The organism is Streptomyces broussonetiae (genome assembly GCF_009796285.1).
GTDB classification, from domain to species: domain Bacteria; phylum Actinomycetota; class Actinomycetes; order Streptomycetales; family Streptomycetaceae; genus Streptomyces; species Streptomyces broussonetiae.
Genome location: NZ_CP047020.1, coordinates 9251041 through 9269305 on the forward strand (window position 1 = coordinate 9251041; position 18265 = coordinate 9269305).

The window sequence follows — 18265 nt, forward strand, 5'->3', positions numbered from 1 at the left end:
CGTTGTCAGAGCGGACGGCAAGTGCCTTCCACTCTCCCTGTTCATCGCGTCTGGCCTGGTTCACGTCCGCCCGCAGCGTATGTCGATGCGTTTCGACAGCGGTCGACGATCAGCACGCTCGCAGATGGTCACGGCAAATGACGGCACTGTCGACAGTAAGCAGGTTCGCGCTCATCAGGAGGCGACCAGCACCTCCGTGGAATCAGGCACGGTAATCTCGGGCCATGCCCGAGATGTCAGTGGCGCACTTCTACGACGAACTGGCCGACGACTACCATCTGATCTACTCGGACTGGGACGCGAGCATCCGCCGACAGGGGAACGCCCTGGATGCCCTGATCGGCCAGGACCGTGCAGCGGTGCTTGACTGTTCCTGTGGCATCGGTACCCAGGCCATCGGCCTGGCACTGCGCGGACACCGCGTCACCGGGACCGACCTCAGCCCCCGTGCCGCCGCCCGCGCTAGCCGTGAAGGCGCCCGCAGGGGCCTGAGCCTGCGGACGGCCGCCGCCGACATGCGGCGCCTCCCGTTTCCCGATGCGCGGTTCGACACCGTCGTGTGCGCCGACAATGCGCTACCTCATCTGCTGACGGAGCAGGATGTGCTCGCCGCGCTGGCCGAGATGCGCCGCGTGCTGCGTGCCGCCGGCCTGCTGCTGGTCAGCACACGTCCCTATGACGACCTGGTGCGCGACCGCCCGGTTTCGACGCCTCCGCAAGTCCACCGGGTCGCCGACCGTGTCGGCGGCGGGGAACGAACCGTCACCTTCCAGCTCTGGCACTGGCACGACGACGGCGAGCACTACGACTTCGAGCTCTTCCAACTTCTTCCGGCAGGCGGAGAGTGGCGCGTGAAGGTCCACCGGACCACCTTCTGGGCGCTCGGCCAGGACCGACTGGCCGGCCTCGCAGCCGAGGCCGGATTTGTCGACCCCAGGTGGCGGATGCCGCAGGAGACGGGCTTCTTCCAGCCGTTGCTTGTGGCCCGCGCCGGTGGGTAGGTGATTCCACCGCCAGGAGTGGGATGGCAGGTGTCGGCCGACCTTGGCGGGTCATCGGCCCGTCGGCGCGGGCGCCGGCGAGCGGTAGGAATCGGTGCCGGTCTCGATGATCGTGCCGTTGGAAGTGAGGCCGTCGACGATGGCCGCGCAGCGCCGGGGGTCGGTGACCGTCCTGGTCCGGCCATCTGGAGCGCCGGTTGTTCCTCATGGAGAGTGCGAACCGCGATCTGGCGGCTTCAGGGGTCTGGCCGTCTCTTTGATCGTCTCGCTGACAGCATGGTTTCTCGGGCGCAACCTTCATACGGCAGGTGCGAGAAGGGTGCGCCGGCTGGTGGAATCTCGTCCGAGGGTGATCGAGGGCCGGACGGTGCCCACGATGAGCAGCGAGGTCCGGCTCTGACACATGATGGTCACCCGAATCACCAGGGCCGGCGGGTCAGGTTTCCTCCAGCGCTGCTGCCTGTTCCTGAAGGGCCTGTATCAGTGTGCTGACCTGGGCGTGGTTGCGGCGGAGGAGCGTGGCAACGCCGATGTGCCGGGTCGGAGTCGGCGGTGTGATCGGGACGGTGCGCAATCCTGACACTTGCGGGGTCTGCGCGATGGAGGGGATCAGCGAGATTCCCGTGCCCGCAGCGACGAGCGAGCGGGCGAAGAAGTAGTCCGTTGTCGTGCCGCGCACCTCCGGGGCGAATCCGGCACGTTCGGCGTAGCGGCGCAGGTACGTCTCGGTCTTGCGGCAGCCGAGTACCCAGGGCTCGGCGGCCAGCTCGGCGATGTCGATCGTCTCGCGGTCGGCCAGAGGATGGGCGTCGGGCAGGACGACATACAGGGGGTCTTCCATGAGCCCAGTCCACGCCAGGCTGGAACTCGGGCCCTGCCGACCGGGCAGCGGGCCGTCGAAGTGGTAGGCGAGGGCGAGGTCCACGGCGCCCTGGCGGACCAGTGGCAGGCTGTCTTCGGGCTCGGTCTCCCTGACGTGGACCACGGTCTCGGGATGGGTGGCGGTGAGGCGGGCGAGTGCGCCGGGTAGCAGGAGCCTGCCGCCGCTGGTGAAGGTGGCGACAGTGAGCTGGGTGCGGCCGCTGCCGAGCCGGTCGACCTGCTGTCTGGCGTGTTCGAGTTCCGCGGCGACCGACTCGGCGGCCCCGACCATGATCCGGCCGGCCGGGGTGAGCGTGACTCCGCGCGTGCTACGCACCACGACCTGGGCGCCGACGCTGCGCTCCAGTGCGGCGACGTGCTGGGACACGGCCGAGGGGGTGAGGTGGAGGACTGCCGCCGCCTGGTTGAAGCTGCCCAGCTCCGCCACCGCTCGCAGGACACGCAACCGCTGCACATCGATCAACAGTAATCCTTAATACGTTTCCAGTAAGCAGGCACTTCTGCTGGTGACGGTAGATGTCCAGGATGGGTCCATGCAAAAGATCAGCGTCATCGGCGGAAGCCGGTACTTCGGAAAGCTCCTGGTCGAGCGTCTGGTGTCGGCCGGCCACCAGGTCACGGTGATCAATCGCGGCTCCACCCCGCCGCCTGCCGGGGCCGAGCACCTCGTCGTCGACCGCAACGACGAGTCCGCCCTGATCGCTGCCCTCGGCTCCCGCACCTTCGACGTGGTCGTCGACCAGATCTGCTACACCCCGGTGCAGGCCGCCATCGCCGCCCGCGTCTTCAGCGGCCGCACCCGACGCTACGTCATGACCTCCACCATCGAGGTCTACGACCCGGCGACCGCCGAACTGCCGACCGTCCCGCCCGGCACTCCGGTGCCGGAGGAGGCCGTGGACGCGTCCACGTGGCAGGTGGCCATGGACCTGCCGTGGCACGACGCGGCGTACCTGCAGGCGCACTACGCCGAAGGCAAGCGCCAGGCGGAAGCCGTCTTCGCCCGACATCAGGGGTTCGGTTTCGCCGCCGTGCGCAGCGCCCACGTGCTCGGTGGCGGTGCGGCGGAGTTCACCGGCCGACTGGCGCACTACGTCGAGCACGTCACCCGGGGCACGCAGATCACGGTGCATGCCGAGGCTCTGCCCACGGTCTTCATCCACTACGAGGAGCTGGCGGACCTGTTGCTGTGGGTGGCCACGCTCACCGACGTCACCGGCCCGATCAACGCCTGCTCCGACGGTCCGCTCGACGTCCACGACCTGGGTGCCGTCATCGCCGCACAGGCCGGCAGGAAGGCCATGTACGTAAGCGCCGCCGAGGGCGAGCCTGCCTCGCCGTTCTCCTTCGACCGCCACTACGTCATGAGCAACGCCCGCGCCAAAGAACTGGGCTTCTCCTTCTCCCACACCACCAGCTGGCTCCCCGGTGCCGTGGCCGAAGCCCTCGCCGCATCCGCCGCCCCCACCGCCTGAGGAGCAGACACACCATGCAGTACCGCACCATCGCAAACACCACTGTCAGCGCCTTCGGCCTGGGCGCCATGCCGCTGTCCATCGAGCACCGCCCGGACGAACAGCAAGCCATCGCCACCATCCACGCCGCCCTGGACGCCGGGGTCACGCTCATCGACACCGCCGACAGCTACCACTGGCACGCCGGCGAAGCCGGTCACAACGAACTCCTCATCGCCCGCGCCCTGGCCCGCTACGGCGGCGACACCTCCCACCTCCTCGTCGCCACCAAGGGAGGCCGTGGCCGTCCCGGCGACGGCAGCTGGACCGTCACCGCCACCCCTGCCCACCTCAAGCGTGCCGCCGAAGCCTCCCTGCAGCGCCTGGGCGTCGAGGCCATCGGCCTGTACCAGCTGCACAAGCCGGACCCGGATGTGCCCTGGGCGGAGTCCGTCGGCGCACTGCGCGAACTGCTCGACGCCGGAACCATCCGCGCCGCCGGGATCTCCAACGTCACCACCGGCCAGATCCGCGAGGCGCATGCGATCCTCGGCGACGGTCTCGTCTCCGTACAGAACCAGTACTCCCCTGCAGTGCGCGACAGTGAGCCCGAACTGCGGCTGAGTACGCAGCTCGGGCTGGCCTTCCTGCCCTGGAGCCCACTGGGCGGTATCTCCCGAAGCTCCCTTGAGGAACCCTCCGGTCCGACTGCTGCGAGCACCGCCTTCCACCGCATCGCGGCCGAGCACGGCGTCAGCCCCCAGCAAATCGCCCTGGCCTGGCTCCTGACCCGCTCCCCGGCGGTGATCCCGGTGCCGGGCGCCAGCCGCCCGGCATCGATCCAGGACTCTGCCAAGGCGGCGGAGCTCGAGCTGAGTGAGGCGGAGCAGACGCAGTTGGAAGACACACTGCTCCGCTGAGCGCCGCCACTCGCCGACACCCGTGACCCCGAACTCGTCGCCGCAGCCCTCGAAACGGACCCCGAAGCCGTCATGATCTGCCTCGGCGACCAGGATGACGTCCCCGCACTCCTCGGCGACCTGGTACCTCTGCTCGAAACACTCATCCTGGAACAACTCGACTCAGCCGACCATGACGAGTACCGGCGCTTCGCCGAACTCCTCGCCCATATCGAGGCCTGTGTGCTGCTCGGCCGGTGGTCACGCCGGATCGCTGCGTGCAGCTCGACCTTCGACATCTGCGGCACGACCAGTACCTTTCACAGGGAGCATCCCCATGCCGCCCTGGCAAGAGACCTGATGCCTCCCTCGCTCCTCGACATCACCCGACCGTGGATCGGGGCAGCGATCGCCCCCCGGCGGCGCACGGCATGGAAACGCCGTTGCCTCAGCCCGCGTTGATCTCTAAGGTCAGTCGGGTGACTGCCGGGTCGGCCATGGGCCATGCACGAGTGAGGTTCCCGGCCTCGGCGTGAGCGCGAGGCGGACAAGAGGTCCGCCTTCCTTCTCCGTGTCTTTGCTTCCGGCGCCGGCGCGTGGCGCCCTATTTCCAGCAGATCGCAAGACCGGAGACACAGCACCGATGTCCTATGGCCAGCAGTACCCCGACGTATCCGAGCTGCCGGCGGCCGCCGTCCAGCTGAACCACACCGCCGTCTACGCCAGCGACCGGCACCTGTCTGCCGAGTTCATCGCCGCGATCCTGGGCCTGAAGGTCGGCGCCCCGTTCGGGCCGTTCCTGCCCGTCGACCTCGGCAACGGCGTGACACTCGACTACTACGAGAAGCGCGACGAGCCGATCCAGTCGCAGCACTACGCCTTCATCGTGCCCGAGGCGCAGTTCGACACCATGATCGCCCGCTTGGAGGCGGTCGGAGTCACCTACTACGCCGACCCCGGCCATACCGAACCCGGCCGGATCAACCGTCTGTTCGGCGGTCGTGGCGCCTACTTCGACGACCCGGACGGCCACAACTTGGAGATCATGACCCGGCCCTACGTCCGGCCCTGAGCAGACCGCCCGGCGACGGTCCGTCGGCCTTCCCACCGAGCGGCTCTCGGATGCGGCTGATCCGCGTCGTGCATGCCCACGAAGTTCCGGCCGATGATCTCGGTGCGCTGAAAGCCGTACGGTCCGCCCTCGACGGCTGCGAGGGCGCACTGTACGGCTTGGCCCGGCGGTCAGCGGGCGGGCACCTCGAACCCGAGGGCGGTCAGGGCGTCTTCGGCGGCTTGCTGGTCCTGCTCGTAGCTGCCGCCGGAGATTCCGAGGCCGCCAACGCACTGGCCGTGGTCGATGAGCGGGTAGCCGCCGCCGACTGCCATCAGGCGCGGGTGACCGGCCAGCGGCGCGATCCGCGGATTGGCAAGGTAGTCGTTCCACGCGTGGGTGGGGGTGTGGAAGGAGGCTGCGGTCCAGGCCTTGTCGACGGCGACCTCGGTGGTGAGGAAGGGCGCGTCGTCGGCGCGGTCGAACGCCTTGAGGTGCCCGCCCGCATCGGTGACGGCGACGGCGGCCGTGAAACCGATCCGGGTGGCGGCGGCGTGCACCGCCGCGATCAGTGCGCCTGCGGCGGCTTGGGTGATAGAGGAGGCAGGGGAGGACTTCGCAGGTGTGTCGGTGCTCATGAGCCGTTCCTTTGTTGCTGTGCCGTGCTGTGCCGTGCGGGTGGCGCCGTTCCGGGCGCAGTGGTGGGGCCGGGTCACCGCAGTGGTGAGGCGGTGGTGGGGACCACCCGGGTGACTACGGTCCGCTCGGGGATCAGCAGGCCGTGGACGACCGGGCCGATCTCGTTCTTCCAGCGGTCGTGGTCGTACACGGCCGCGTACAGTGCCTCGCTCTGGGCCTCGTCCTCGAACCGGCGGATCCACACATAGCCGTCCTCGTCCTCGTCATCGACGAAGGAGCCGGTCACGTCCATGCCCAGCGAGGCCTGGAACGGGATGACCACGTCTTCCATGTAGCGCACCCACTCCTCGCGGCGTCCGGGCTGCGCCTGGTAGCGGCGGATCTCGTAATACACGGTGCTACTCCAAAGTACGTGCTTGGATGGTCAGTTGGAGACGGTGAGGACGAGCTTGCCGCGAGTGCGGCCCGCCTCGCCGCGGGCGTGGGCCGGGCCGGCCTGCTCCAGCGGGAAGGTCTCCTCCACCTCGACGGCGACGTGGCCCGCGTCGATCAGGTCGGCGATCCTCGTCAGCGCGGTACCGTCCGGCTCGACGAGGAACGGGGTGACCCGCACGCCGGCCGCCTCGGCAGCCTGGGCCAGGTCCGGCGAGACGCCGGCCGGAATCGCGACCAACAGGCCACCGGGACGCAGGACCTTCAGGGATCGAGTGCTGGTCCGGTCATGGTCATCGCCCACCAGGTCGATGACGACGTCCACGTCGGCAGTGGCGTCCTCGAAGCGGGTGGTGGTGTAGTCGATGGTCTCCTCCGCGCCGAGTTCCTTGAGCCAGGGATGACGGGCGGCGCCGGCGGTGGCGATCACGCGGGCGCCCAGATGCCGGGCGAACTGGACCGCGAAATGGCCGACCCCGCCCGCGGCGGCGGTGACCAGGACGCGCTGGCCCGCCTGGACGTGGGCGGTGTCGACCACGGCCTGCCAGGCGGTCAGCGCCGCCAGCGGCACGGCGGCGGCGTGCACGTGGTCAAGGGTGGCGGGCTTGCGGGCGAACTGCCGGGCCGGGGCAGTCACGTACTCGGCGTAGGCGTTCGCGACGCGCGGGAACCACGGCATGCCGTACACCTCGTCGCCGGCCTTCAGGGTGGTCACACCGAAGCCGACCTCCTCCACCACCCCCGACACGTCCCAGCCCAGGGTGAACGGCGGCTCACCGAGCAGGCCGGCCATGCCGGTACCGCCGCGGGTCTTCCAGTCCACCGGGTTGATCCCGGCCGCGTGGACCCTCACCAGCACCTCGGTGGGCAGCGGCGTCGGGCGCGGCACCTGCTGGACCCGCAGCACCTCCGGTCCGCCGAAACCGTCCTGGACCACCGCGCGCATCATGTCTGCGGACATACGTCATCTCCTGAAAAGGCACTCTGCGGAAGGCCCTTGGCGGGCCCTCCCGTGGACGTCGACGACGCTATCCCCAGGGGTATAGTTACCTTCAAGGTCCAGTACTTCCCTTTGGGAAGTGACCTGGTGAGGAGAGTGAGCATGACGACCACCTGCCCCAGCGGCCAGCACTCGCACCACGACGTCTACGCCGCCCAGTGCCCCTGCCGCGCCCTGCTCGACCTGCTCGCCAACAAGTGGTCCGCGCTGGCCATCGGCGCCCTCGAGGACGGCCCCCAGCGCTTCGGGGAACTCCAGCGCAGGCTCCAGGGCGTCAGCCCCAAGGTGCTCACCCAGACACTCCGCCGCCTGGAGGACTTCGGCATCCTCGACCGCACCGTCTATCCCGCCGTCCCGCTGCACGTCGAGTACGCCCTCACCCCCCTCGGGCAGAGCGCCGCGATCCCGCTCAACGCCCTGCGCTCATGGGTCGAGGAGAACGTCGACCACGCTCTCCGGCCTGAACCGGCCGTGTCGTAACGAGGCAAACAGTTCTGTACCCCGGTACGCGCGACACCGTGCGGCACCCGGACCAGGCTGTCGGCGCACGGGCGCCCGTTGCAACCGCCACGTACGGTCGATCCGCGCTCGGACTTCTGTGAACCCGCATCCTCACCCAGCCATGAGCCGCGCCACGGAAGCCGCCTCGCGGGCCGCCACGATGCCGGGTGCGCATCTGCGGGCGGAGTCGTTGAGGGCTGCGTGGTGGTTGTGTCGGATCTGGAGGGTCAGAGGGCCAGAGGGTCAGGGTGAGGGTGGAGCCGTGCGGCCGGAAGAGCACGAACTCCCCGGTGCAGGGCCCCGCTCGAAACACGCGATCAGGCCTGGTCATGCTCCAGGCCTTGGTGCACGTACGGCCTCAACGGCCAGCAGTAATGCAGTAATGCCTAGGTTCGTTAGGATGCCGCCATGAGCGTCCATCGAGTCGCTGTGCTGGCGCTGGACGGGATGTCCCCACTCGACCTGGCCATCCCTTTGCAGATCTTTCGCTCGCGCACCGGGACCCCGTACGAGATCTCCGTGTGCGGACCGACCGGCCTCGCCCCCACCTCCAACGGCCTCCCGCTGGCCGTCACCAACGGACTGGACGTCCTGCGCGCAGCCGACACGCTGATCGTTCCGGGGTTCGATCCAGGGGTGGCGCCGCAGCCGGAGCCGGTGCCGCCGGCAGTGCTGGACGCACTGGCCACGGCCCGCGACCAGGGCCGGCGGGTGGTGTCCATCTGCACCGGCGCGTTCGCGCTGGCCGAGGCGGGTCTGCTCGACGGACTGCACGCCACCACACACTGGCAGTACACGGACGAACTCGAGCGCGAATACCCGGCCGTGCACGTGGACCGTGACGTGTTGTACGTGGACGAGGGCGACATTCTCACCTCGGCCGGGGTCTGCTGCGGCATCGACCTGTGCCTGCACATCGTGCGCCGTGACCTGGGCGCTGTCGTGGCCAATCAGATTGCCCGGGGCATCGTCGCCGCTCCCCACCGCGAGGGCGGCCAGGCCCAGTACGTACCCGCGCCCGTCGCGGTCACCGGCGAAACGGCGCTGGCCAAGACCCGGGCCTGGGCTCTGGAACGCCTCGGGCAGCCGCTCGCCGTGGCCCAACTCGCCCGCCACGCAGGCCTGTCCGAGCGCTCGTTCATGCGCCGGTTCGTCAACGAGACCGGCACGACGCCACTGCAGTGGCTGGTGGACGCCCGGCTCGGCCTGGCACGCGAACTCCTGGAGACCACGGATCACTCGATCGACCTCGTGGCACGTGACTCGGGCCTGGGCTCGGCCGCCAACCTGCGACTGCATTTCCGGCGTGCCCTCAGCACCACACCGACCGCATACCGGCGCGCCTTCACCCGCGGTGGCAGTTCGCCGTCCGGCATCGGCGATCGGACCACGGCGGGGCGGCGTTGAGGCAGTGATCGGGCTGGGTCGGCCGCTCGGCCCGGGTGCCCACCACTTGTGTCAGCCCGCTCACCTCGCAGGGGTCTCTTGCTCCTCCCCGGAGGGCAGTTGACGGCCTTCCTGCCGGCTTCCGGTACTGCGACCGCTGCATGGCCTGATCGGTCTTCGACCGGACGGAACCTGTCCCGAGGACGTCGAGGGGCAGACGGAATGGGCCCTTCGCCGTACGGAGGAGATTCTCCGCCTGGAGGGCTTGGGCCTGACGGACCTGGTTGAGGTGGTCAGCTACCACGTCGACATCCACGCGAACCTTCCCGGCTTCCTGGAAGTGAAGACCCGCTTCTTCAAGGAATCACTGCCCGCCTTGCCGCGTACCCGGCATGAATGTCCTGGCACTCGGCCGCTCGACGTCCCCCGGCTCCGAGGCCGCTCCCGTGGCGTCGTCGGCCGTCGGCCGTACGCGATGCGCCGGCCGTCGCGGTGGCGGTGCGGTGCTGGTACCGCAGTGTCCCTCGCCCTGACTGCCGGCCGGCGCAGTGTGTGTGCGGCCCCTTGTCAGTCCGACGGGGGAGCGTCGTGCAGGATCCGCTGGAACAGACGATGGTCCCGCCACTGCCCATTGATGTGCAGATAGCGCGGAGCCACGCCGATCGGCTCGAAACCGTTCTTCTCCAACACGCGCTGCGACGGGGCGTTGTCGAGGAGCGTGGTGGCCTCGACGCGATGCAGGCCGATGATGTCGCGGGCCGCGCGGCAGATGCCTGCCACCGCCGAGCCCGCGAGACCCTGGTTCTGCCGGTCGGCCGCCACCCAGTACCCCAGGTACGCGCTGCGGAACGGCCCGAAGACCAGTCCGGAGAGGGTGATCGTGCCGACGATCGAGCCTTCGCCCTCGCACACCCACGGCACGATCCGGCCGTGGGTGAACTCTTGCAAGCGTCCGGCGATGCGCTCGGCCTGCCCCGCGACGGTGAAGAAGCTGTCCGGGCGGCGCGGTTCCCACGGAGCCAGGTGCTTCCAGTTGGTCACATAAGCGGCGTGCAGTGCTTCCGCATCATCGAGGGAGACGAGCCGCAACACGACGCCACCCGGCAGTAATTCAGGAGGAATGAGCACCCGAGCACTCTAATACTGCGGCTACGGGAGCGGTGCTTGCCGTGAAGGTACCTCCAACCCTCGTACTCTGGGGGAGTCCACGCGACTGTGTTCGCAACCGTCGTCGTGCTCATCCGTTCTTCGCGGTGGGCGCGACGGTGATGGTGCACAGTCGCTTGGTGGCCCGGGTGAGGGCTACGTACAGGTCGCGCTCGCCCCCGGGGCGGGCGGCGGTGATCCCGTCCGGGTCGACCACGACGGTGGCGTCGAACTCCAGGCCGCGCGCCTGCGAGACCGGCACCAGTCGGGCATGCTGCTCGATCCCCGCAGCCGTGAGCTGCTCCGTCCTGTCATCGGCGCAGATCACCCCGACCAACTCGCCCGGGTACGCGGCGCCCTGTTCCCGCAGCTCCCGCGCGAGGGCGGCGACGAGCGACTCCGGGGCCGCGACGAGGGTTCGAGGCACCTCGCCGCGCCGGATCGATCGGATGGCCGGCCGGGCCGGGGCGATCCGGGCGAGCAAGTCCTCTGTGGCGGCGAGGATCTCCTGCGTGGTCCGGTAGCTGACGGTCAGGGTGCGCAGGTCGAAGCGCCGTCCGAGGTCCGGGCCGAGTGCCTCCTTCCAGTCCCGGGCCGCAGTCGCCGGGCCCGCCTGGGCGAAATCTCCGACCAGCGTCATCGACCTGCCCGGGCAACGGCGCACGATCATCCGCCACTGCATGACGGTGAGTTCCTGCGCCTCGTCCACGACGACGTGCCCGAAGACGTGCTCGGGCGGGCCGTCGACCAGGCTCGCCGCCTCGTCGAGAAGCGGCACATCAGCATCCGTCCAGGGCGCACCGGGCGTTCGCCGCAGCAGGGCCCGCTGGTCGTCGGTGAACTCCCACAGGTACGCGGCCAGCGCGTCGGCATCCGTCAGCAGCGCGCGGACCACGTCGACGGGCGTGAGCCGCGGCCACAGGTCCTCGACGGCCCGATCGAGCAAGGCATCGTCCAGGAGGTCGGCGCGCACGGCGTCGGCGTCGAACTCGTCGGCACCTGTGGCGGGCGTGTCGTCGACACCGAGGCGGCGCAGGTCCGCTGCCGCAACCCGGTCCAGGTCGAGGCCGGTAAGTTCCGCGACCTGAGCGTCGATGCGTTCGAGCGCCTCGGCGCCGCTGCGGGCAAGTTCTCGGACGAGGAAGTCGACCAGCACCTCCTTGAACAGCCGACGCGCCCGGTTGTGCGCGAGACCACTGGTCTGTGCCGACTCCCGCGCCTGTGCGACTTCCTTGTCCTGCAGGCGAATCCACTCCTGCCCGACCCGGATGTCGAAGTCGCCGCCCGGAGCCTGCCGTGAGCGGACCACCGAGGCCAGCGCGTCGGCCAGTGCGGCACTCCCCTTCAGGCGCGCCACCTCGAAGGGGTCCGCGGCGCCCGGCGCAACGCCGGCCAGTTCCTCGCACGTCGCCAGGACGACGTCGTTCTCGCCGAGCGAGGGCAGGACGTGGCAGATGTAGTCGAGGAACCGCGCGTTCGGCCCCAGTACGAGCACGCCGCGCTCTGACGCCTTCGGGAACGCGTACAGCACATATGCGGCGCGGTGCAGCGCCACGACCGTCTTTCCGGTGCCCGGACCACCCTGCACCACCGTTACCCCGCGGTGCGGCGACCGGACGATCGCGTCCTGTTCGGCCTGGAGCGTGGCAACCGCCGTACCCATTCGTCCGGTGCGCCTTTCCTGGAGCGCCGCGGTCAACGGGCCGTCGCCGACCACGTCCTGTCCGGTGGGCGCGGAGCCGTCAAGCAACTCGTCGCTCACCCCCACCACGGTGCGGCCCGCCAGGCGCAGATGGCGGCGGCGCCGCAGCCCCATGGGATGAACCGGCGTCGCTTCGTAGAAAGGCCTCGCGGCCTCGGCTCGCCAGTCCACGAGCAGTGGCAGCTCGTCCGAGTCCCTGTGCAGTCCCAGTCGTCCGATCCGCAGGGCGGTACCGTCGGCCAGGTCGATCCGGCCGAAGACCAACCCGTCCTCGGCCCCCTCCAGCCGCCGAACCTCTCTCGTCAGCCGCCCGGCCGCCACTTCCCGTTCGTACGTCTCGCCCGCCCCGTCGGACGGCGTCGCGAGCACGTGCGCCAGTTGCGCCCGAGTCTCGGCCAGCCGCATGTCGAGCAGTTCGCCTATGACGGACACCTGAACCCGCTCGAGCTCCACCTCGCGCGCGGCGCCATCGTTGATCTGCGACAAGAAAGGGCCCTCCCGCCTCAACCGGTATTTCGAGGCGCCACTATGCAGACGGATTCCGGAAAAGTAAATCTTGACCAAACCAAGTGGAATGTGTCCTGCGATGCGGTACGACGGCCGCCTGTGGTTCCGGTATGGAGTGCAGTAGTTCACACACGACGGCATGGGGATCCAACCCGGAGCCTGGCTCGGAGCAGGGATATTCCGAGGAGCACCTTTTGTCGGTCGGTCGGTCGATCGATCGTAGGGACCGTCGAACGCCGTCCTCGGCGTCGTCCGGTAAACGATCTTCAGGGTGCAGGCGGCCGATGCCGGGCACGTCGGCTGCAAGTAGGCTGCCCCAGGCTCGGCCCAGTCACTGGGGCAGGCTCGCCTGGGGGCGATGGAACTGATGGCCCGTCATGGGTCCGCGGCTGTGGCATCGGCGGCTCGCCGGGCCGGTGGAGCCCTGGGGCTGGTGGCCGCCGCGGCCGTCGCGCTGACGATGGTGCGTGTGATCACGTCGGTCCAGGGCCGGTCGGCCGGGAGGCGGAGGATACGGCGGCGGCCGGTCGTGCCGAAGGCGCGGCGGTGGGGAGCCGCCGTAACCGAAGACGGTGGGGCTCCCGGAGCCGGGCGGGGCCGGTCAGGGCGAGCGGGGGCATCCAGGCGAGCGACTCGAGGGCGACCTGGACGTTCTCCAGCCAGATCCGGTTCTGGGTGACGTCGTGCAGAAGCGGGTTGCCCGGACCGGTGGCGCGGTCGGCCCGGTTGTGATCCCGGGCCCTCGCCCGCCGGCGCCGTCGCGGCTCTCGCCGTCCGGTTCGACGGCCGGTGTTCCTGCCGAGCCGGCTACCTCCTGCCCTGCCTGACGGACGGCGTTACTGAGCTTGACAGCGTGATGTCATTGCAAGGAGGCGGCCCGGTCGGTCCGGGGCCACCTCCTTGCGTGTAGTGCTGCGGTCGGCCGTGGCACGCGGCCGTCAGCGACGTCGACCTGCTCGAAGATGCGCGTGCGGGGGAATTTGGTCTGCCTTTCCTGCCGGTTGGGTCCTCTCCGGTGAGGTGGGCGAGGATGTAGGTGCGGAAGGCCGCCAGGAGCGGGCTGCGGTCGGGGGGCGCGGGTGGTGAGCACGACGTGACTGGGCTCGGCGCTCCCGGCGGAATGCCGATGAGGTCCTAGCGCACGGGATGGCCGGGGACGGCGCTCGTCATCGGGGCGACCCCGGACCCATCGGGGCGAAACACCGGACCCTGGCCAGAGGTTCGCCGGCGATGTCGTCCAGGGTGGCCGATTCCTGCCTGTCTACCACCCCAGCTGAGATTCCCCGAAGCGCAGTCCCGTGCCCCGCAACCAGTCCCGTGCGACTTCATCCGAGTTTCGCGTGCCGATGGACAGGTACACGTTGTGCCTGCCTGGAGCAGGTTCACTGCACTGCTCGGTCCATCTGCTGTTGAGGCACAGTTGGACGCCACAGAGGTTGGAGCTTGGTAGGCCGCGCAGCGCCGAGAACCAGTCGATGTCGATTGACAGGGGGCCACAGGCCGCGACTGCGTCGTCGATCTCCGTCTCAGTGCACTCGTCTTGGTCACGGATGGGAAAGGTGGAGGGCGTCTTTCCCTTCATTAGCTGGAACTGCACCTTTTGCGGCAAGGGCCACAGGGAGGACAGTTCGGGTTGCAGCTCCGTCTCCACCCAGCCAGGGGACGTGTCCCGGAAGCCCATGCGGTCCAGGGTCTGCCAGAGTTCCTGGACATGCGAGTCCTGGAGGTCCCGCTGTGAGCAGAGGAACGTGCCGCAGGTGAAGTACTGTCGGGCGTGGTGGAACTGTTCCTCAGTGGCGATGTCGTTGAAGCTCAGGGAAGGCATGTCCGGCGTCCCGACACCGAATCGGGCGAGCAGTTGACGTGCGAACAGCAGAGCATTCCGCGCGTCAGGCAGTGGTTCCAGCACCTGATAGAGCATCGACGCACCCATCGGCCCGCCCCCTCACCCTCACCATTTTGGCCTGATCGTTCATTGAACCATGCGTGACAGATCTCGTTGAGCGGCTGGTGCCGGACGAGTTACGGGTGTTGTTCCGGCGGGCCGTACTGCCGACCGAGGTGATACGACAGCAAGGCGGGGCCAACAGCGGGCGGGCGACATCGATCAGGTCGCTCCCCGACGCGCCACCGTTGGAGGTTTTCCGGGGTGAGCAGGTCCTGGACGATGTCAGTGGAGTTCCGGGTCTCCCAAACGACGGGAGCCATCAGATGGTCCTGCAGGTTACGCCCGACGCCGGGCAGGGGGGGCGGGGCGTCTATCCCCACTTCGTGCAGTTCGTCGGGATCGCCTATGCCCGACAGGAGCAGCAGCTGGGGCGAGTTGACGGATCCGCCGCAGAGCAGAATGTCCCTGTCGGCGTGGGTATGCCTGGAGCCCCTCGGGCCCCAGTTCGCTGCCGAGTCCGCTGGCCTTCCTGCCCCCATAGGGGGAGTTGAGGTCGGGAAGGTAGCCGTTGAGCCCGACGGTGCCGGTCCGCATACGGCGGGCCACCTGGGCACCATGGTCCAAGTCCGTGGCCCATACGGTGCCGGCGAGGCCGTAGGCCGACTCGTTCGCCAGGCACACTGCCTCGTCCTCGCTGTCATAGGGCGTGACTGTGAGGACCGGGCCGAAGATTTCTTCCTGTGCGATGGTCGACGAGTTCTCGACGTCGGCAAATACGGTGGGTTCGACGAACCAGCCTCGGTCGAGGCCGGGTGGCGGGCCTCCTCCGGTGGTGAGCCGAGCCCCTTCGTTGAGGCCGGTCTTGATGTAGTCCAGGACGCGTTCGCGCTGGCGCCGGCTGACGAGGGGGCCGACCAGCCGAGGAAGGTGATGACCACCTGGGCCGGCACGGTCGAGGTGAGAGCACCACGGGTGAACGACAAGCGCCTGGACGACGCCACCGGCGACCGCAAGCGGTTCTCCTCCGCGATCCTGCCCCAGTGGTGCCGCACCTGCCAGAGGATCAGCGAGGTGCTGTCGCAGAGGCCGCCGGTCCGGCGGCCGCCGAGAGCGCCTCGGCAGTCGATGCGTCCGTCGGCAAGAACGCCTCGAGCTTCAGCTCGGCGAGAGTGACGTCAACGGCGGTGGCGAAGGTCGTCACGGTCGTCATCAGACGCAACTCACCGTACGAGGACTGCAGGCGGAGCGGAACCGCGAAACCCAGCAGCCCGGCGGACGGCTCCAGCTCGGGAACGTACCCGGCGAGTTCGGTGCGCAGCTCCGTCAGATGGCCGAGGCGTGCCAGGATGTGCCGTGCCCATTCGGCGAGGTTGACGATGCGGGGAGCCAGGCCATCAGGGTGCAGGGCAAGGCGGTACATGTTCGCGCCTGGGCCCACCAGGTCGGGGGCCGCTCCCTCGGTGATCAGGTCGAATGCGGCGTTCGCGGCGATCAGGTCACCACCGTGGTCCACCACCAGCGCCGGATACGGCAGATGCCCGCGCAGGATGTGGTCGATCGCCGCGCGCACAGGGGCCAGCACCGGGTCGTCGAGCGGGCTCTCGGGGTAGGCGGGTACGTACCCGGCGGCCAGCAGCAGTTCGTTGCGCTCCCGCAGCGGCAGTTCCAGCGACTCGGCCAGCCGCACGACCATGTTCCGGCCGGGGACGGACCTGCCGGATTCGATGAAGCTGAGGTGCCGCTGGGTGGTGCCCGCCCGCAGCGCCAGGTCAAGCTGGCTGAGATGACGGCGGGTACGACGTTCGCGAAGCGTGCGAGGGAAGTCCACGTGCCTGTTCTAACGGTGGCAGAGGGTTCCAGGCCATTCCCCGCAGGGAATTGCTGCCATTCACACCGGTCGTGAACATCACCGACATGGACATCGGTGTACTGCTCCCGACCGGAACCGCCCAGTGGGGCCCGGCCGACGACCCTCGCGAGCTGGTCGCCCTCGGCCGCCAGTCCGAACGCCTGGGCTTCTCCTCGCTCTTCGTCAACGACTCCCTGATCAGCCCACGCATCGAGGCGCTCACGATGCTGGCCGCGCTCACCCTGGCGACGGACAACGTCACGCTGGGTACGGCCGCACTGTTGCCGTTCCTGCGCCGGCCGATCCAGACGGCCCAGTCCCTCGCTTCGATCGACCTGCTGTCCGGTGGCCGACTCACCGTGACCGTCGGCGCCGGCTTCCCCGGCCGCTTGGGACGGCCTCTCTACACGCTGTCCGAGCTGCCGTGGGACAGACGCTTCGCCCGCTTGGACGAGACCGTCGCCCTGTGGCGGGCCCTGTGGGACGGTGCCGATGGCTTCCACGGCGAGATCCTCCGGTTCGATGACATCCCGCCCACGCTCAGGCCGTCCCGAGCCGGCGGCCCACCCGTCTGGCTCGGCGGCGCGACGCCTGCAGCGCTTGCCCGTACCGGTCTGATGTACGACGGATGGCTGCCCTACCCGCCCGAACCCGCCGACTACGCATCCGGCCTTCGCGACATCCACAGAGCAGCGGCCGGTGCCGGGCGCGCAGCCAGGGACATCACCCCCGCACTCTTCGTGTCGGTGCGGATCGACGACGACATCGAGAGCGGTCGCCGAGCACTGGACAGCTATGCACGGGCCACCTATGGCATGCCGCTGGAGGATCTGGAGAAGATCCAGGCAGTTGTCGCCGGTTCCGCAGACCAAGTGCGCAAGCGCCTGGAACGGTACGTCGCCGCCGGCGTCCGGCACATCGTCGTACGCCTCGGCGCCCTGGACCTGCACTCCCAGCGGGAGCAGCTCGAACGGGTCGCGGACCTGATCCCGGCCGTCCAGTCGGCAGCAGGTCACGCTTCCACCGTTGAAGGCACCTGAGTCCGGCCGAGCCAATTCGGGGTGCCGACCACGCATGCGGTCGGCAGGCTTGAGCCGTGAACTCCCAGCTCGATGACGTGCCCGGTCATGCTTGGCTCGGCGCCCCGATCGATGCCCGATCTCTGTTCGCCCCTGAGCACGCCGCGCTCATGGCCACGCTGCGCGGCCTGGCGTCCGCCGACTGGGGCAAGGAGGCGGTGCCGGGCTGGACCGTGCGCGATCTCGCCGCACACGTTCTTGGCGACTTCTACGGGCGTCTTGCCCGTGACCGCGACGGCCACCAGGACGGCTCCGGCTTCGAGCCGGGCGAGCCACTGGAGGCGTTTGTCCACCACATGAATCAGGAATGGGCCGACGCCCACCGTCGAGTGAGCCCGGCCGCGCTCGCTGACACCCTCGACCTGATCGGCGGGCAGGTCGCAAGGTTCTTCGAGGCCACCGACCCGGACCCTCGGTTCCTGGCGGTACTCCTGGACACGTTCATGCGGGCGCTGCCCCACACCCTGCGTGAGGTAACCATGCCGGTCGGCACGCAGATCCAGGTGCGGATCGGCGGCCCGGCCGCAGGCGTACGGACCGTGACGGCCATCGGGGACGGCTGGTCGCTCGCCGAGTCGGATACCGAATCTCCCGCCGCAGTGGTGCGCTTGGATGCGGAGACCGCCTGGCGGCTGTGCACTCGGGGCATCCAGCGGACACCGCCCTGGCTCGTGCCCGCATTGACGGCTCCGCCGGCTGGCGGAAGCGGTCTGCCAGATCGCGTCGATCGTCTACTGAGAGCAGCCACAGCACGCCGGTCCGGCCGTGGCATTCGGTGGGTGTCCGCCGGTGGGGGGTGTCGCTGGGGGCGCATAGCGGATTTGTGTTGGCGTTGGCGTTGGCGTTGCC

At 69.2% G+C, this 18265-nt stretch carries 17 protein-coding genes and 4 pseudogenes; 10 read left to right on the forward strand and 11 right to left on the reverse strand.

Features of this window, described 5'->3' with window-relative positions; all coding sequences use genetic code 11:
* Positions 1 to 224: 224 nt before the first annotated feature.
* Positions 225 to 1001 (forward strand): class I SAM-dependent methyltransferase, encoded by a 777-nt coding sequence (locus tag GQF42_RS42170; protein ID WP_158928900.1) that lies wholly within the window; start codon positions 225 to 227, stop codon positions 999 to 1001.
* Between the two features lie 436 nt (positions 1002 to 1437).
* On the opposite strand, the gene GQF42_RS42175 is transcribed toward GQF42_RS42170, so the two are convergent.
* Entirely contained in the window at positions 1438 to 2346 is a 909-nt protein-coding gene (locus tag GQF42_RS42175; protein ID WP_158928902.1) for a LysR family transcriptional regulator, read from the reverse strand.
* A 70-nt stretch (positions 2347 to 2416) separates the two neighbouring features.
* On the opposite strand from GQF42_RS42175, the gene GQF42_RS42180 reads away from it, so the two are divergent.
* From GQF42_RS42180 to GQF42_RS42195, 4 genes are all read left to right on the forward strand, one after another.
* Positions 2417 to 3358, forward strand: a complete 942-nt coding sequence (locus GQF42_RS42180) for an NAD-dependent epimerase/dehydratase family protein (protein ID WP_158928904.1) — start codon at positions 2417 to 2419, stop codon at positions 3356 to 3358.
* 14 nt (positions 3359 to 3372) lie between these two features.
* Positions 3373 to 4257 (forward strand): aldo/keto reductase, encoded by an 885-nt coding sequence (locus tag GQF42_RS42185; protein WP_158928906.1) that lies wholly within the window; start codon positions 3373 to 3375, stop codon positions 4255 to 4257.
* Positions 4258 to 4329: 72 nt separating this feature from the next.
* Positions 4330 to 4698, forward strand: a complete 369-nt coding sequence (locus tag GQF42_RS42190; protein ID WP_158928908.1) for a hypothetical protein — start codon at positions 4330 to 4332, stop codon at positions 4696 to 4698.
* 181 nt (positions 4699 to 4879) lie between these two features.
* A complete protein-coding gene (locus tag GQF42_RS42195; RefSeq protein WP_158928910.1) occupies positions 4880 to 5308 on the forward strand; it encodes a VOC family protein in 429 nt (142 codons plus the stop codon).
* A gap of 170 nt (positions 5309 to 5478) precedes the next feature.
* On the opposite strand, the gene GQF42_RS42200 is transcribed toward GQF42_RS42195, so the two are convergent.
* The 3 genes from GQF42_RS42200 to GQF42_RS42210 form a co-directional block, all read right to left on the reverse strand.
* The gene (locus GQF42_RS42200; RefSeq protein ID WP_158928912.1) at positions 5479 to 5925 is read right to left on the reverse strand and encodes a GlcG/HbpS family heme-binding protein; all 447 of its coding nucleotides are present in this window, start codon (positions 5923 to 5925) and stop codon (positions 5479 to 5481) included.
* A 74-nt stretch (positions 5926 to 5999) separates the two neighbouring features.
* Positions 6000 to 6320 (reverse strand): NIPSNAP family protein, encoded by a 321-nt coding sequence (locus GQF42_RS42205; protein WP_158928914.1) that lies wholly within the window; start codon positions 6318 to 6320, stop codon positions 6000 to 6002.
* Positions 6321 to 6350: 30 nt separating this feature from the next.
* Positions 6351 to 7319, reverse strand: coding sequence for an NADP-dependent oxidoreductase (locus GQF42_RS42210; protein WP_158928916.1), 969 nt, complete (start codon positions 7317 to 7319; stop codon positions 6351 to 6353).
* A 141-nt stretch (positions 7320 to 7460) separates the two neighbouring features.
* On the opposite strand from GQF42_RS42210, the gene GQF42_RS42215 reads away from it, so the two are divergent.
* Positions 7461 to 7838 carry a winged helix-turn-helix transcriptional regulator gene (locus GQF42_RS42215; protein WP_158928918.1) on the forward strand — a complete coding sequence of 126 codons (378 nt, stop codon included), beginning with the start codon at positions 7461 to 7463 and terminating at the stop codon, positions 7836 to 7838.
* A gap of 429 nt (positions 7839 to 8267) precedes the next feature.
* Positions 8268 to 9266 carry a GlxA family transcriptional regulator gene (locus GQF42_RS42220; protein WP_158928920.1) on the forward strand — a complete coding sequence of 333 codons (999 nt, stop codon included), beginning with the start codon at positions 8268 to 8270 and terminating at the stop codon, positions 9264 to 9266.
* Between the two features lie 546 nt (positions 9267 to 9812).
* On the opposite strand, the gene GQF42_RS42225 is transcribed toward GQF42_RS42220, so the two are convergent.
* The 6 genes and pseudogenes from GQF42_RS42225 to GQF42_RS46550 all read right to left on the reverse strand — a co-directional run.
* Positions 9813 to 10373, reverse strand: a complete 561-nt coding sequence (locus tag GQF42_RS42225) for a GNAT family N-acetyltransferase (protein ID WP_158928922.1) — start codon at positions 10371 to 10373, stop codon at positions 9813 to 9815.
* A 109-nt stretch (positions 10374 to 10482) separates the two neighbouring features.
* Positions 10483 to 12579 (reverse strand): HelD family protein, encoded by a 2097-nt coding sequence (locus tag GQF42_RS42230; RefSeq protein WP_199272983.1) that lies wholly within the window; start codon positions 12577 to 12579, stop codon positions 10483 to 10485.
* 396 nt (positions 12580 to 12975) lie between these two features.
* Positions 12976 to 13367, reverse strand: a pseudogene (locus tag GQF42_RS47995) (hypothetical protein); the annotation flags it as partial.
* A 494-nt stretch (positions 13368 to 13861) separates the two neighbouring features.
* A complete protein-coding gene (locus tag GQF42_RS42235) occupies positions 13862 to 14533 on the reverse strand; it encodes a hypothetical protein (protein WP_158928924.1) in 672 nt (223 codons plus the stop codon).
* Between the two features lie 89 nt (positions 14534 to 14622).
* Positions 14623 to 15105, reverse strand: a complete 483-nt coding sequence (locus GQF42_RS46545; RefSeq protein WP_407699522.1) for a GMC family oxidoreductase N-terminal domain-containing protein — start codon at positions 15103 to 15105, stop codon at positions 14623 to 14625.
* Positions 15026 to 15406: pseudogene (locus GQF42_RS46550) on the reverse strand (aldehyde dehydrogenase family protein); the annotation flags it as partial. The pseudogene GQF42_RS46550 and the gene GQF42_RS46545, both read right to left, overlap by 80 nt.
* Between GQF42_RS46550 and GQF42_RS48000 the strand changes: the two are divergent.
* A pseudogene (locus tag GQF42_RS48000) lies at positions 15395 to 15565 on the forward strand (IS256 family transposase); the annotation flags it as partial. The pseudogenes GQF42_RS46550 and GQF42_RS48000 sit on opposite strands and share 12 nt — an antisense overlap.
* Here GQF42_RS48000 and GQF42_RS42250 read toward each other — a convergent pair.
* Positions 15552 to 16316, reverse strand: coding sequence for a helix-turn-helix domain-containing protein (locus GQF42_RS42250; protein ID WP_158928926.1), 765 nt, complete (start codon positions 16314 to 16316; stop codon positions 15552 to 15554). The pseudogene GQF42_RS48000 and the gene GQF42_RS42250 overlap by 14 nt on opposite strands.
* Before the next feature lie 71 nt (positions 16317 to 16387).
* Between GQF42_RS42250 and GQF42_RS42255 the strand changes: the two genes are divergently transcribed.
* Both GQF42_RS42255 and GQF42_RS42260 read left to right on the forward strand, forming a co-directional pair.
* Complete coding sequence (locus GQF42_RS42255; RefSeq protein ID WP_233273680.1) at positions 16388 to 17377, forward strand: LLM class flavin-dependent oxidoreductase; 990 nt, start codon at positions 16388 to 16390, stop codon at positions 17375 to 17377.
* A gap of 56 nt (positions 17378 to 17433) precedes the next feature.
* A pseudogene (locus GQF42_RS42260) lies at positions 17434 to 18154 on the forward strand (maleylpyruvate isomerase N-terminal domain-containing protein).
* The last annotated feature ends 111 nt before the right edge of the window (positions 18155 to 18265 follow it).